The 13,201-nt window shown below is 65.9% G+C and carries 14 protein-coding genes; 9 read left to right on the top strand and 5 right to left on the bottom strand.

All coding sequences use genetic code 11. From position 1 onward, the window contains the following. Window positions 1–25: 25 nt before the first annotated feature. Window positions 26–1,429: a NorM family multidrug efflux MATE transporter gene (locus AABM56_RS21440; protein ID WP_133862002.1), complete on the bottom strand. Its 1,404-nt coding sequence runs from the start codon at window positions 1,427–1,429 to the stop codon at window positions 26–28. Between the two features lie 108 nt (window positions 1,430–1,537). Between AABM56_RS21440 and AABM56_RS21435 the strand changes: the two genes are divergently transcribed. The 4 genes from AABM56_RS21435 to AABM56_RS21420 all read left to right on the top strand — a co-directional run bounded on the left by AABM56_RS21435 (window position 1,538) and on the right by AABM56_RS21420 (window position 6,355). Beyond that, on the top strand, window positions 1,538–2,467 hold the full coding sequence (locus AABM56_RS21435; protein WP_133862001.1) for a LysR substrate-binding domain-containing protein: 930 nt from the start codon (window positions 1,538–1,540) through the stop codon (window positions 2,465–2,467). Window positions 2,468–2,626: 159 nt separating this feature from the next. Beyond that, entirely contained in the window at window positions 2,627–4,597 is a 1,971-nt protein-coding gene (locus AABM56_RS21430; protein ID WP_263259332.1) for a methyl-accepting chemotaxis protein, read from the top strand. Between the two features lie 127 nt (window positions 4,598–4,724). Next, entirely contained in the window at window positions 4,725–6,065 is a 1,341-nt protein-coding gene (locus tag AABM56_RS21425) for an IS4 family transposase (protein WP_263259874.1), read from the top strand. Window positions 6,066–6,163: 98 nt separating this feature from the next. Beyond that, window positions 6,164–6,355: a hypothetical protein gene (locus tag AABM56_RS21420; protein WP_027597468.1), complete on the top strand. Its 192-nt coding sequence runs from the start codon at window positions 6,164–6,166 to the stop codon at window positions 6,353–6,355. On the opposite strand, the gene AABM56_RS21415 is transcribed toward AABM56_RS21420, so the two are convergent. Continuing rightward, window positions 6,352–7,842, bottom strand: a complete 1,491-nt coding sequence (locus AABM56_RS21415; protein WP_347883684.1) for a YifB family Mg chelatase-like AAA ATPase — start codon at window positions 7,840–7,842, stop codon at window positions 6,352–6,354. The two genes, AABM56_RS21420 and AABM56_RS21415, sit on opposite strands and share 4 nt — an antisense overlap. Window positions 7,843–7,905: 63 nt before the next feature. After that, window positions 7,906–8,205 (bottom strand): accessory factor UbiK family protein, encoded by a 300-nt coding sequence (locus AABM56_RS21410; protein ID WP_263259346.1) that lies wholly within the window; start codon window positions 8,203–8,205, stop codon window positions 7,906–7,908. A 394-nt stretch (window positions 8,206–8,599) separates the two neighbouring features. On the opposite strand from AABM56_RS21410, the gene glnK reads away from it, so the two are divergent. From glnK to sutA, 4 genes are all read left to right on the top strand, one after another. Continuing rightward, a complete protein-coding gene (gene glnK / locus AABM56_RS21405; protein ID WP_003096476.1) occupies window positions 8,600–8,938 on the top strand; it encodes a P-II family nitrogen regulator in 339 nt (112 codons plus the stop codon). Window positions 8,939–8,986: 48 nt separating this feature from the next. Then, window positions 8,987–10,327: an ammonium transporter gene (locus AABM56_RS21400; protein WP_133861998.1), complete on the top strand. Its 1,341-nt coding sequence runs from the start codon at window positions 8,987–8,989 to the stop codon at window positions 10,325–10,327. Between the two features lie 172 nt (window positions 10,328–10,499). Beyond that, window positions 10,500–10,919, top strand: a complete 420-nt coding sequence (locus tag AABM56_RS21395) for a secondary thiamine-phosphate synthase enzyme YjbQ (protein ID WP_007159806.1) — start codon at window positions 10,500–10,502, stop codon at window positions 10,917–10,919. 71 nt (window positions 10,920–10,990) lie between these two features. Next, window positions 10,991–11,323: a transcriptional regulator SutA gene (sutA, locus tag AABM56_RS21390; RefSeq protein ID WP_133861997.1), complete on the top strand. Its 333-nt coding sequence runs from the start codon at window positions 10,991–10,993 to the stop codon at window positions 11,321–11,323. A gap of 263 nt (window positions 11,324–11,586) precedes the next feature. Here sutA and AABM56_RS21385 read toward each other — a convergent pair whose 3' ends face one another. Together AABM56_RS21385 and AABM56_RS21380 are read right to left on the bottom strand one after the other, a co-directional pair. Continuing rightward, the gene (locus AABM56_RS21385) at window positions 11,587–11,922 is read right to left on the bottom strand and encodes a hypothetical protein (protein WP_133861996.1); all 336 of its coding nucleotides are present in this window, start codon (window positions 11,920–11,922) and stop codon (window positions 11,587–11,589) included. 224 nt (window positions 11,923–12,146) lie between these two features. Then, window positions 12,147–12,359 (bottom strand): hypothetical protein, encoded by a 213-nt coding sequence (locus tag AABM56_RS21380; RefSeq protein ID WP_133861995.1) that lies wholly within the window; start codon window positions 12,357–12,359, stop codon window positions 12,147–12,149. A gap of 307 nt (window positions 12,360–12,666) precedes the next feature. Here AABM56_RS21380 and AABM56_RS21375 point away from each other — a divergent pair, with 307 nt between their 5' ends. Further along, complete coding sequence (locus AABM56_RS21375; RefSeq protein WP_133861994.1) at window positions 12,667–13,005, top strand: cupin domain-containing protein; 339 nt, start codon at window positions 12,667–12,669, stop codon at window positions 13,003–13,005. Window positions 13,006–13,201 lie beyond the last annotated feature (196 nt).

Here is a 13,201-nt window from a genome sequence, read left to right as displayed (position 1 = left end):
TAAAACGCTTGGGCCGCCGCGGCGCTCAGCCGTTTTGCGCCAGGCCGCGCGGCGCGGCCAGCGGCTCCGGCGCAGCCTCCGCAGCGCCCGCGCCCAGCTTCCGCCGCATCAGCCACTCGAAGGCACCGGTCAGCAGCAGCGCCGCACAGGCCAGTCCGAATGCCAGACCCCACCAGACGCCATGGGGGCCGATACCCAGCTGGACGCCCAGCAGCCAGGCACCACTGGCGCCGATCAGGCAGTAGCAGAGCAATCCGCCGTAGAAGCCCAGGCGTGCCTGGCGGATACCCCGCAGCGCACCCTGGGCGATGCTCTGGGTACCGTCGAAGATGACGAACACCGCCGCGATCAGCACCAGCTGGCGTGCCAGCTCCGCCACAGGGCTCTGCGCATCCGCCAGGAACAGCCTCACCAGCCAGCCGGGAAAGCTCCAGAACAGCAGGGCGATGCCCAGCATCACCAGGGCGCCGCCGCCGATGGCCAGTCGCCCCACCAGCAGGGCTTCGCGCGGCCGCCCGGCGCCCTGGTGCTGGCCGATGCGGATGCTGGTGGCATAGGAGAGTCCGGCGGGCAACATGAACACCAGGTACACCAGCTGATTGGCGATCTGATGGGCCGCCAGCGCCGTGGCGCCCAGGGCGCCCATGCACAGCGCCGCCGACAGGAACAGGCAGGCTTCCACCGCATAGGTGCCACTGATCGCCAGGCCCTGGCCGAGGGTGTCGGCGAGGGCACGGCGATCCGGACGGCGCAGATAGCGACGCAGGGGATAGGCGGCATAGGCCGGATGGCGGGCGATATACAACGCCAGGCCCAGGGCCGCGCCATTCATCACCACCGCAGTCACCGCGCCGATGCCCGGCAGCCCGGGTTGCGGCAGGCCGCCCCAGCCGTGCAGCAGCGCCAGGTTGAACAGGGCATTGAGCAGCGCCGCGCCGAGCACGATGGTCAGCACCGGTCCGGGGCGGTCCAGAGCGCTGGTGAAGCCGCGCAGGGTCATGAACAGCAGATGGCCGGGCAGGGCGAAGGCCAGGCAACGCAGGAAGACGCCGGCCGCCTGACGACTCTCTTCGGGCTGGCCGGCCAGGGCCAGCAGGGGTTCGATATGCCACAGCAGGGTACCGGCCAGCAGCGCCAGCACCCCGGCGATCCAGATCCCGGCCGCAGTGACCGCCGCCACCCCTTCGGTATCCCCCGCACCCCGGCGCAGCGCCGCCAGATTGGCCACCGCGGTGATCACGCCCACGCAGATCACCGAGACGAAGGAGTAGACCGCCGCTCCCAGGCCGCCACCGGCCAGGGCTGCCGGGCCCAGGCGGCCCATCATCAGGGTGTCGGTGAAGACCATGGCCACATAGGCCAGCTGCGCACCGATCAGGGGCAGGGCGAGACGCAACAGCGCGAGCAGTTCGAGACGCGGCAGAGACATGGGTGGATCTCGCTGAGCAGGTGGCCGATGTTTGACAAGAACTCATTGTTGGATGCGGGCGCGCCGCCCACAATCGGAAAATAACCATGCCATCCATGAGTCTGAGTCATGCCCGAGCACCCCTCGCGTCTGCCGCCGCTGTATGCCCTGCGCGCCTTCGAGGCCGCCGCTCGCCACGGCTCCTTCACCCGCGCGGCCCAGGAGTTGTCGCTGACCCAGAGTGCGGTCAGTCGCCATGTGCGGACGCTGGAAGAGACCTTTGGCTGCCGCCTGTTCGAGCGCGCCGGGCGTCAGCTGGCGCTGACCGAGCCCGGCAAGCTGCTCTTGCCGGGGCTGAGCGAGGGCTTCGAGGCTCTGGCGCGGGCCTGCGGCAATCTCGCCGTGGCCGAGGGCACCCTGAGACTCAAGGCGCCCACCACCCTGTCGCTGCGCTGGCTGCTGGCGCGTCTGGCGCGCTTTCGCCAGCTCAGTCCGCAACTGGACATCCAGCTCACCAGCGTCTGGATGGCCAGTGACCGGGTCGACTTCGTCCATGAGCCCTTCGATTGCGCGGTACTGCTCGGCGACGGCCGCTTCCCGGTGGACTGGGAGGTGGTGCCGCTGTTCGAGGAGTGGCTGGTGCCGGTCTGCTCGCCGGCTGCCGCCCGGGAGGGCGCCTGGGACCTGGCGCGACTGCAGAGGGAAGAACTGCTGCATCCCACCTTCGACCGCCGCGACTGGCGCCGCTGGCTGCAGGCCATGGGCCTGACCCAGGCGGTGCCCCTGAGTGGTGGCCAGGTGTTCGACACCCTGGAGCTGGGCATGGCCGCTGCCGCGCGTGGCTACGGGGTTTCCATCGGCGATCTGGTGATGCTCGCCGAAGACGTGGCAGCCGGACTCATTGCCTTGCCCTGGCCCGAGGCGGTGGCCAGCGGTGATGCCTATTACCTGGTCTGGCCGCGCAATCGCCGGGGGCAGGCGCGCCTTCGCCAGCTGGCTGATTTCCTGCAGCGGGAAGTGGCATCCCAAAGCCTTCCAGAGGTCGTCCGCCATAAATAAGGCGCCAGACTGCTGTCATTCGCTTTAGTTCATCGTACCTCTGCCGATAAAATAAAAGTCAACCGCCAAGAAGACCGCCCTAGAGCGGTCGGTCCCTGATACCGCCCTTGCCCTCAAATTCGTACTGCCCTACAGGGATGTAGGCGCTTTGGAGCCCCCATGGTCATTTCCCCGCGTCGTAGTATCGCCCGACAACTTGCCTTGGCCCTCAGTCTGGTACTGATTGTCGTGATCGCCGGCAGCTGTCTGTTCGCCCTGCATGCCTTGAGCGTGTCCATCGAAGGCACCCAGCGCAAGCACCTGGGTAGCGAGGCCCGGCTGCTCTCCGATCAGCAGCAGACCTTTCTCAGCACCCTGAAGATCAGCACCCAACGGCTGGCCAACCTGTTCGAGCGCCGCTTCGATGGCGGCCTGAGCCTGGCCGGCGAGCGACTGCCCCTGGGCAGCGCCACGGCCCCCGCCCTGCTGTTCGCCGGTCAGGCGCTGAACAGCGACTTCAGCCAGGTCGACGACTTCACCCGGCTGACCGGTGGCGTCGCCACCATCTTCGTCCGCGATGGCGACGACTTTACCCGTATCACCACCTCGCTGAAGAAGCAGGACGGCAGCCGCGCCATCGGTACCCAGCTCGATCGCAAGCACCCGGCCTATGCCGGATTGCTGCAGGGTCAGAACTACGTCGGGCGCGCCCAGCTGTTCGGACGCTCCTACATGACCCAGTACACCCCGGTCCGCGACGGCGGCGGCAAGGTCATCGCCGTGCTCTTCGTCGGCTTCGACTACACCGACGCCCAGGCCCAGCAGCTGGCCCAGCTGACCCAGCTGCGCATCGGCGAGACCGGCTCCCTGGCCCTGCTCGACGAGCAGGGCAACTGGCTGGTGCCGCCGGCCAATGCGAAAAAGAATGACGAACTGCTCGCCGCGCTCAAGAGCGACCCCAAGCAGCGCGAACACACCTGGCAGGACGGCAATGAAGACTTCCTCAGCGTCAGCGCGCCGGTCGCCGGCGAAGGCTGGACCGTGGTTGCCACCCTGCCCAAGGCCGAGCTGGACGCCCCGGTGCACGCCGTGGGTCTGCGCCTGGCCATCGGCAGCCTGATCGCCCTGGTGCTGGCGGTACTCGCCTCGGTCGTCCTGCTGCGCCACAAGCTGAGGCCGCTGGGCCAACTGGTGGAGCGGGCCCAGGCCCTGGGTCGCGGTCAGCTCAGCGTGCGCGTCGAAGCGCGCAGCCAGGACGAGATCGGCGAACTCGCCCAGAGCTTCAACCAGATGGCCGATGCCCTGGCCTCCACCGTCGAGCAGGTCCGTGGCTCTTCGCGCGCGGTCACCGAGCGTTCCCAGCAACTGAGCCAGCTCTCCGACCAGACCCTGAGACGCTCCGCCGAGCAGTCCAGCCAGATCGATAGCATGGCCAGCGCCGTGGAGGAATTCAGCGCCACCGCCCAGAACATCGCCGACGGCATGCAGCGCACCGAACGCCTGGTGCAGGAAAACGCCCAGCAGACCCGCACCGGGACTCAGGCCATGCAGGGCGCCTCGGGCGCCCTGGAGCAGATCGCCGATTCCCTGGCCAGCACCGCCGAACTCATCAAGGGCCTGGACGGCCGCTCCCAGCAGATTGGCGGCATCATCGGCGTCATCAGCGGGATCGCCGAGCAGACCAACCTGCTGGCGCTCAACGCCGCCATCGAAGCGGCCCGGGCCGGCGAGCAGGGCCGCGGCTTCGCCGTGGTCGCCGATGAAGTCCGGCAATTGGCCGGTCGCACCAGCGAGGCCACCCGCGAGATCTCGCAGATGATCGGCGCGGTGCAGGGCGAGACCCAGCGTGCCATGGGCGCCATCGACGAAGGCAATCGCCTGATGGAACAGGGCCTGGCGCGCAACGCCGACGTGGCCCAGGCGCTGCGCAGCATCGACCAGCAGGTCGCCGAGGCGGTGGAGCAATTCTCCGGCATCGCCCAGGCCACCGCCGAGCAGAGCACCACAGCCACCGCCCTGAGTCGCAACATCCAGGCGATCGCCGTGGACAACGCCGCCCAGCGCGATGCCGCCGAGGTGCTGGCCGGTACCGCTGGCGAGCTGCGTCATCTGGCGGAAGACCTGAGTGCCGAGGTCGGTCGGTTCAGCTGACCGGCGCGTTCCGGCAGCAGCGAAAGGGAGGCTCAGGCCTAATGCCAGTCAGTTAAGAGCTTCACCTTGACGCCTGACTGTCGTCGCACAGAATCCGGTGCTTGATTCCTCAAGCACCGGATTTTTTATGCGTATTGCTCAAGCCTTGGAAATGACTCGCGAGCTCTCTTCGGCCACACAGACACTGGAGGCCCTGGGCGAACTGCTCGATCCTGAGCTGGTCAAGACCGCCCTGGAAACGGCCGGAGTCGCTACCCTACGCAAACGCAGGCTGCCGCTGGAATCCATGCTCTGGTGCGTCATCGGCCTGGCCCTGTTTCGTCGCCTGTCGGCCTGGGATGTGGTCAACCAACTGGACATCATGCTGCCCGGTCAGAAGCCATTGGTAGCGCCCAGCGCGGTGGTGCAAGGCCGTCAGCGATTGGGAAGCGACGCTGTACGGGAGGTGTTTCAACTGACCCAACAGCGCTGGCATGAGACGGCCGAACATCCAGGCTGGCAGGGGCTGCGCTTGCTCGGTGTGGACGGCGTGGTCTGGCGCGCTCCGGACACGCTCGAAAATCGCGAGCGCTACGGCTCGGCGATCAATCAGTACGGTGATGGAGGATTTCCCCAGATCCGCATGGTGTGCCAGATGGAACTGACCAGCCATTTGCTGGTAAGCAGCGCCTTCGACGCTTATGCCAGCAATGAAATGAAGCTGGCCGAGCAATTGATCGAGGGCACCCCCGACCATTCGCTGACGTTGTTCGACAAGGGCTTTTACTCTTTAGGTCTGCTACATCGCTGGCAGCGAACCGGTAACGAACGGCACTGGCTATTGCCACTGCGCAAAGACGCCCAATACGAGGTGATACGCTCACTGGGCAAGCAGGATGCGATTGTCAGCCTTCGAACTTCGCCGCAGGCCCGCCGACAATGGCCCGGCTTGCCGGACACCTTGCAGGCGCGACTGCTGAGCAAGACCGTCAAGGGCAAGCGGCGCCAGATCCTTACTTCCATGACGGACCCTGGGCGTTTCGTCTCCGATGAGATCGTCGATCTCTACAGCCACCGCTGGGAAATCGAGCTCGGCTATCGTGAGATCAAGCAGGGTCTACTCGATGGCCGTTACACGCTACGCAGCAAAACGCCCGACATGGTGGCGCAGGAGCTATGGGGGCTACTGCTGGGATACAACCTACTGCGTTATCAGATGGTACAGATGAGTCGCCAGTGCCCGGGAGTTCATCCCTGCGAGATGAGCTTCTCCGCCTGCAGCTGGGCCATCCTGAAATTCCTGCTGAGCCTTTCGCTGAATAGCCCTGGCAACATCCCACGTGATATGGCCGAACTGCACGCCTTGGCACCGCACTTCGTTCTACCGCATAGGCGCGATTACCGGGCCTATCCGAGAGTCATCAAGGCCAAGCCCTCGAAGTATCCGACCAGAAAAAAAATGCCAGTCAGCTTAACTGACCGGCATTAGGCTCAGGCCTCCCTTTTTCATTCCTGCGCACCTTGGCCCTTGCCTGGCTGCAATACTCTGACTACTGTATGCAAATACAGTATAAGAGGAGGGGTGTCATGGGCGTATCCAACGAGGCGGTGCAGGCCGTCGAACGCATGCTGACCACGCTGCGGGCGGAGCGGGACGATTATCGCGAGCTGGCCCACCAGTGGCGGGCCATGTGCTTCGAGCTGGCCCAGGAAAACCAGGCGCTGCGAGATCGCCTGCAGGAGCCGCCGCGACACTACGGCCCGCCTGCCGGCGCCTAGTGACTCGCCCGATACTGCAGCGCTTCCGCCAGCTGTGGCCGCTGGATTTCGGCCTGGCCGGCGAGATCGGCCAGGGTGCGGGCCACCTTGACCACCCGGTGCAGGGCGCGCAGGGACAGATTCAGGCGTTCGCCCGCGCCCTCCAGCCAACGCTGATCGGCCTCGCTCAGGGCGCAGACCTGGTGCAGTTGATCGAGGCCGAGCAGGGCGTTGGGTCGCCCCTGGCGCGCCAGCTGAATGGTCCGGGCGTCGGCCACCTGGCGTGCGGCTTCCGCCGTGGTGAGCTCACTGGCCGCTGAGGCGCCCAGCCGCAGGTGCTCGCGGGCTACCGTCAGGTGCAGGTCGATACGGTCCAGCAGCGGACCGGACAGCTTGCCGCGATAGCGCTGGATCTGCTCCGGGCTGCAGCGGCAGCGGCCGCTGGGATCACCCAGGTAGCCGCAGGGACAGGGATTCATCGCCGCCACCAGCTGGAAACGGGCCGGAAAGCGCACCCGTTCCCGCGCCCGGGCGATGACGATTTCGCCACTCTCCAGGGGCTCGCGCAGCACCTCCAGCACCTTGCGATCGAATTCGGGCAACTCGTCGAGAAACAGTACCCCGCGATGGGCCAGGGTGATCTCGCCGGGACCGGGTCGGCTGCCGCCGCCCACCAGCGCTGGACCGGACGCCGAATGATGCGGCTGGCGAAAGGGTCGCTGCGGCCAGTGTTCCAGCGGCTCGGGGCCGGCCACCGAATGGATGGCGGCCACCTGCAGCGCCTCTTCTTCATCCAGGGGCGGCAGCAGCCCTGGCAGGCGACTGGCGAGCAGGGTCTTGCCGGTTCCCGGTGGACCGGCCAGCAGGAGACTGTGGGCACCCGCCGCGGCCACCACCAGGGCGCGCTTGGCCGCCTGCTGGCCCTGCACCTCGGCGAGATCGGGATAGGGCAATGGGGTGCGCAGCAGGCCGCTGGGCTGATAGGGGGCCAGCACGGCCTGGCCACTCAGGTGACCGGCGAACTCCAGCAGGTGATCGACCGCCAGCACCCTGAGGCCACTGGCCAGGCAGGCTTCCTCGGCGTTGGCGCGGGGCACCACCAGGATGCGGCCGGCGGCTCGGGCCGCCAGCGCTGCAGGCAGCACGCCGCGCACCGCCCGCACCGCGCCCGACAGGGCCAGCTCACCCAGGCATTCATAGCCGTCGAGGCCCGGCGTCGGTAGCTGTCCGCTGGCGGCGAGGATGCCGATGGCCAGGGCGAGGTCGAAGCGGTCGCCGTCCTTGGGCAGGTCGGCGGGCGCGAGATTGAGGGTGATGCGGCGACTGGGGAATTCGAAGCCGGCATTGAGGATGGCGCTGCGCACCCGATCCTTGGCTTCGCGGACGGCGGTTTCCGGCAGGCCGACCAGGGCGAGGGCGGGCAGGCCATTGGCCAGGTGCGCCTCGACCAATACCGGCGGCGCTTCCACGCCCACCTGGGCGCGGGTATGAACGAGGGCAAGCGACATGATCTCTCCTTGATCATGATTCGCCAGACTCAGGGCTGCACCATCCTGGCGCGCCCTTGGGGATCAATCGGCGGGCGCGACGTCCGTGGCCGGGGTGACCGGCGGCCTGACCTCGGCGGTCTGCGGCTTTTCCAGCTCGGTCAGGCGTGCCTCGAGGGCCTCCAGGCGCGCACGGGTGCGGGCCAGCACGGCCATCTGGGCATCGAATTCGTCACGGCTGACCATATCGAGCTTGCTCAGAGCACCTTGCAGCAGTGCCTTGAACTGGCTCTCGATCTCGGCCTTGGGTAGCGGCGAGTCCTGACCGAACAGCCGGCTGGCCTGCTGAGTCAGGGAATCGAACAGCGAACGGGTCGTGGACATGGTTTATCCCCTGCAATGGATCAAGGCGCGAGTGTAGCACAGCGGGGTGTGCCACCCCGGGCAGCGCCTCTGCACCGCTTTGGTGCCAGTCCCGTGCCAGAGCTGTTCGCTGTTGGTGCAAAGTCCTGCCCGCCGGGCCGAGCGTTGCCCCTTCAGGAGGCGCGCCAGGCGGGCTGGCGCCCGAAATCCGTACGCCTTCACAAACCTGGCAAGCTTTCTGCTACTGCCGATGCAGAGACGGGCGTCAGAGGGCGCCTGGGGTAGGGGCGCGCTCTGGCCGCTTCTGCCGTAACCACGGCGATTACCACGCCAACGGTTAAACAGACGGTCACTGCGCTAGACTTGGGCCGGGGTTTGTTTTCCTGGGGCCAGTCAACTCAATCGGGAGAAGTTCATGAAACTAGTCACCGCCATCATCAAGCCGTTCAAGCTCGACGACGTGCGTGAGTCGCTGTCCGAGATCGGTGTGCAAGGCATCACCGTTACCGAGGTCAAGGGCTTTGGCCGTCAGAAGGGCCACACCGAGCTCTATCGCGGCGCCGAATACGTCGTCGACTTCCTGCCCAAGGTCAAGATCGACGTCGCCATCGCCGACGATCAGCTCGACCGCGTCATCGAGGCCATCACCAAGGCCGCCAACACCGGCAAGATCGGTGACGGCAAGATCTTCGTGGTGAATCTCGAGCAGGCCATCCGCATCCGCACCGGCGAAACCGACACAGACGCCATCTGACGCGCTAACCGACCGCCCAACCCCACACGAGCCCCAGGAGAAACAACGATGACTCTGCGCACCTACGCAGGGCTAGGAGCCCTCATGTCTTTCGTAGCGCTGCCGGGCCTGGCCATGGCCCAGGAAGCGGCTGCGGCACCAGCCATCAACAGCGGGGATACGGCCTGGATGCTGGTCTCGACGGCCCTGGTGCTGTTCATGACCATCCCGGGCCTCGCGCTGTTCTATGGCGGCATGGTGCGTGCCAAGAACGTCCTCTCGGTGATGATGCAGTGCTTCGCCATCACCGGTCTCATCAGCATCCTGTGGATGGTCTACGGCTACAGCCTGGCCTTCGACACCACCGGCATGGAGAAGGGCGTCACCAACTTCAATTCCTTCATCGGCGGTTTGGGCAAGGCCTTCCTGTCCAGTCTGCAGCATGATGCCGTGACCTCGGCCACCGCCCTGTTCCCGGAAAGCGTCTTCGTAACCTTCCAGATGACCTTCGCCATCATCACCCCGGCGCTGATCGTCGGTGCCTTCGCCGAGCGCATGAAGTTCTCCGCCATGCTGGTCTTCACCGGCCTGTGGTTCACCTTCGTCTACGCGCCCATCGCCCACATGGTCTGGAGCGGTGACGGCGGCCTGATGTGGGACTGGGGCGTACTGGACTTCGCTGGCGGCACCGTGGTGCACATCAACGCCGGTGTGGCCGGTCTGGTCGCGGCCCTGGTCCTGGGCAAGCGCAAGGGCTATCCCACCACTCCCATGGCTCCGCACAACCTGGGCTATACCCTGGTCGGTGCCGCCATGCTGTGGGTCGGCTGGTTCGGCTTCAATGCCGGTTCCGCCGCCGCTGCCAACGGCACCGCCGGCATGGCCATGCTGACCACCCAGATCGCCACCGCCGCTGCCGCCCTGGGCTGGATGTTCGCTGAGTGGATCACCCACGGTAAGCCGAGCGCCCTGGGCATCGCCTCCGGCGTGGTCGCCGGTCTGGTCGCCATCACCCCGGCCGCCGGTACCGCCGGTCCCATGGGCGCCCTGATCATCGGCCTAGCCGCTGGCGTGATCTGCTTCTTCACCGCCACCAGCCTCAAGCGCAAGCTTGGCTACGACGACTCCCTGGACGCCTTCGGCGTGCACGGCATCGGCGGCATCGTCGGCGCCCTGCTGACCGGTGTCTTCGCCGCCCCGTCCCTGGGTGGCTTCGGCACCGTCACCGATATCGGCGCCCAGCTGTTCATCCAGTTCAAGGGCGTGGCCTTCACCATCGTCTACACCGGTATCGTCACCTTCGTGATCCTCAAGGTGCTGGACGTGGTCATGGGTCTGAGAGTCAACGAGGAAGAGGAAACCGTGGGTCTGGACCTCACCCTGCACAATGAGCGTGGCTACAACCTGTAAGCCGCCGCTCTGGAAAAAGGCGCCGCGAGGCGCCTTTTTCATGTCCGCCATACGGCTGGAACAACCGCCATCCTGCTGTGTCTAGACTGCACGCCAGCGGTGTGCAATCACCGCTTTGCTTTTCCGATCGTCGCGCTAGAATGCGCGCCCAGTCAGTCGGCGGGGGTTGTTCATGTGGCTGCAGCGGAGCTTTTCCCTGCGCGCGCGCGCGCGTGGTTTCCATCTCGTCACCGCTGAGGTGCTGGAGCAACTGCCCGAGCTTGGCGAGTGCCGGATCGGCCTGCTGCACCTCTGGCTGCAGCACACCTCGGCCTCGCTGACCATCAATGAGAATGCCGATGGAGCGGTGCGGCGCGACTTCGAGCGGTTCTTCAATCAGCTGGTGCCCCAGGGGCAGGCCGGTTATGAACACGACTACGAAGGGCCGGACGACCTGCCCGCGCATTTCAAGAGCAGTCTGCTCGGCTGCAGCCTGAGTCTACCGGTCCAGGCAGGGCGCCTTGCCTTGGGAACCTGGCAGGGCATCTATCTGGGCGAGCATCGCGACCAGGGTGGCGCACGGCGCCTGATCGCGACACTGCAAGGCGAATAGCCAGGAATTTTTTTTAGGAGGCCGCGTCAAAACGCGCGGTCCGATTTTGCCAAAGTCTGTGGAGGCGGTTTATGAGCGACGAAGATATGGAGCAGGACGACCTGGAGACAGGCGCGGAAGAAGAGGGCGATAACGAAGACTTCGCTGCCGCAACCGACGACGCCGAGCAAGAGGAGAGCGGGGAAAGCGAAGCGCCCGCGTCCGGGAGCAAGGCCAAGAAGAAGCGTGAAGTCGAGCCCGAGGAACTGCCTTCGGTGGAAGCCAAGCAGCGCGAGCGGGATGCGTTGGAAAAGGCCATGCAGGACTTCCTGGCCCGTGGTGGCAGGGTTCAGGAGATCGACGCCAATGTAGTCGCCGATCCGCCCAAGAAGCCTGACAGCAAATATGGCAGTCGTCCTATCTAGGACCTTGCCATACCGCCTTCGAAACCCCGCCTCGGCGGGGTTTCGTCTATCTGGCAATTACAGCAGGACCATCACCATGATGAAGCCGGTGAAGGCCGCAGCCATGGTCGCAAGGCAAGCCATGCAGATTACATCATCTCTCTCATACATGTTGGCAGCGCCCTAAAGCCTAATGGGTGATGGCATTCTGCTCCTATGGCAAACATCTCCCTGTGTGGCTCATCGCAAAAGGCCATCATCTCGCCGCCGTGATGCCAAGCAGTTCACCAATGGCGGGGCGGACCGTAATAGGGTCGGGGTTCATAGGCCGGCTGGTAGGGGTAGTAGCCCCGCGGTACCGGTCGCCAGTGGGGGGCGCCATAACCCGGTTGTGGGTAGGGCTGGTAATAGCTGTAGGGATAGCGATCCCTGCGGTAATAGGGGTGATGCCGGTGATGCCGTCGAAATTCGCCTGCCGGCAGGAATTCGCCGCCCTCGGCGACCACCGCGGGGCGGTTTGCCCAGGGTTGCCCCTGGTCGGGACCCTCGTAGGCGGCAGCCAGGCCGCTGGCGGTCAGGGTGGCGGTCAACAGCAGAATCAGCGACGCTCGCGATGCCATGGTGCTCTCCTCGCGGCGCTCGATAGGCCGCGTCACCATGAAACACCTTTGGCGGTCAGCGGACGTCAGGCCAGGTAAAGGTCCGGTAAGGCCGCCCGCCGCCCGCCGCCCGCCGGCTCAGGCCCAGTCCAGGCCCTGCATGCCCACGGCGACGATGAGCGCCATGGCCAAGAGACCGATGCCGCACATCAGGATGGTCAGCTCCAGCTGATCCAGACGCCGCTTCATCCCTGCCACCAGTGCCATAAGGTAAAACCGATCAGCGCCATGACCAGGCCGAGAAACAACCGGTTCAGCCAGAGGCTGACGCCGTTCAGGAGTCTGAGCCAGAAGGGTGCGGTGGGCTCGACGGCAAGCGGACCGGGCTGAGCGACGGCTTCCTGAGCGAGAACGCCGGGCAGGGTGGGAGCGACAAGGGGGATCGAGGGGATGGGCATGCAGTGAGCGCCTCCGTGCGCCTTATGCGAGGTCTGGCTGCGCCCGATGGCCAGCCAAGGTCGAGCGGCGTCCTGAACAGGCTGCCACTTCTGCGCTCGATCATCGCCGAAATCCTCTACCGCCGGGGGACGACCTCGTGAAAAGGTCGGGCGGATCGCACTCTTTACCGCAAATGGCAGAGCACCTGAGGCCATGATGGCGACTCCTGGGAGACGCAGATCCCTGCGAGACTTGAGCGCCTGATCGGACCGGCGCAGTCTGGACGACCTTAGCGCGCCCTGGCGCGAGGCCCAGCGAGAAAACGTCATGCTCAATCTGTTTCGCGACCTGCCCGATGCCTCCGCGGCGGAGGTGTTCACCTCCCTGCTGGAGCGACCTGGCTGCCGCATCGAGCGGATCGTCTCCCAGGGCCAGACGACGCCGGCGGAGGCGCCCTGGCGGCAGGCCCATGAGGAATGGGTGCTGCTGCTGAAGGGCGCTGCACGGATCGCCCTGGAGGGGCGGGAGGTGGTGCTCGAACCGGGCAGTACGTTGTTTATCCCGGCTGATACCGAGCACTGGGTGACCTACACCGATCCCGCGGTCGCTACGGTGTGGCTGGCGATCCATCTCGGTGCGGTGGACGGGGCTCCAGCACCCACCTGAAGCGACACTCGGACTCTTCCGGCCAGGCACCAACGGCTCGGGTCACTGCAAAGGCGTCCTGAGCGGCAGGTGAAGGGCGCGCTCGGCCTTTGGATGCAAGCGGGTAAGAATCGCAGGCACAAAAAAACCGGCGCTAGGCCGGTTTCTCTGATTTCCGGATCCCGCAGGATCCGGAAGCTTGTCTTGGTGCCCAGGG

Origin of the sequence: Pseudomonas aestiva, from assembly GCF_039908605.1 — a bacterium.
Taxonomy (GTDB): Bacteria; Pseudomonadota; Gammaproteobacteria; order Pseudomonadales; family Pseudomonadaceae; genus Chryseomonas; species Chryseomonas aestiva.
The sequence above is the reverse complement of the archived record's forward strand: the minus strand, read 5'-3'. Positions and strand labels throughout refer to the sequence as shown.

What these genes read in the sequence shown, in the direction of transcription:
- glnK (WP_003096476.1), top strand. Translation starts at nt 8,600, where the DNA reads ATGAAACTAGTCACCGCCATCATCAAGCCGTTCAAGCTCGACGACGTG.
- AABM56_RS21415 (WP_347883684.1), bottom strand. Translation starts at nt 7,842, where the DNA reads ATGTCGCTTGCCCTCGTTCATACCCGCGCCCAGGTGGGCGTGGAAGCG.
- AABM56_RS21430 (WP_263259332.1), top strand. Translation starts at nt 2,627, where the DNA reads ATGGTCATTTCCCCGCGTCGTAGTATCGCCCGACAACTTGCCTTGGCC.
- AABM56_RS21395 (WP_007159806.1), top strand. Translation starts at nt 10,500, where the DNA reads ATGTGGCTGCAGCGGAGCTTTTCCCTGCGCGCGCGCGCGCGTGGTTTC.
- AABM56_RS21385 (WP_133861996.1), bottom strand. Translation starts at nt 11,922, where the DNA reads ATGGCATCGCGAGCGTCGCTGATTCTGCTGTTGACCGCCACCCTGACC.
- AABM56_RS21420 (WP_027597468.1), top strand. Translation starts at nt 6,164, where the DNA reads ATGGGCGTATCCAACGAGGCGGTGCAGGCCGTCGAACGCATGCTGACC.
- AABM56_RS21400 (WP_133861998.1), top strand. Translation starts at nt 8,987, where the DNA reads ATGACTCTGCGCACCTACGCAGGGCTAGGAGCCCTCATGTCTTTCGTA.
- sutA (WP_133861997.1), top strand. Translation starts at nt 10,991, where the DNA reads ATGAGCGACGAAGATATGGAGCAGGACGACCTGGAGACAGGCGCGGAA.
- AABM56_RS21375 (WP_133861994.1), top strand. Translation starts at nt 12,667, where the DNA reads ATGCTCAATCTGTTTCGCGACCTGCCCGATGCCTCCGCGGCGGAGGTG.
- AABM56_RS21440 (WP_133862002.1), bottom strand. Translation starts at nt 1,429, where the DNA reads ATGTCTCTGCCGCGTCTCGAACTGCTCGCGCTGTTGCGTCTCGCCCTG.
- AABM56_RS21410 (WP_263259346.1), bottom strand. Translation starts at nt 8,205, where the DNA reads ATGTCCACGACCCGTTCGCTGTTCGATTCCCTGACTCAGCAGGCCAGC.
- AABM56_RS21425 (WP_263259874.1), top strand. Translation starts at nt 4,725, where the DNA reads ATGCGTATTGCTCAAGCCTTGGAAATGACTCGCGAGCTCTCTTCGGCC.
- AABM56_RS21380 (WP_133861995.1), bottom strand. Translation starts at nt 12,359, where the DNA reads ATGCCCATCCCCTCGATCCCCCTTGTCGCTCCCACCCTGCCCGGCGTT.
- AABM56_RS21435 (WP_133862001.1), top strand. Translation starts at nt 1,538, where the DNA reads ATGCCCGAGCACCCCTCGCGTCTGCCGCCGCTGTATGCCCTGCGCGCC.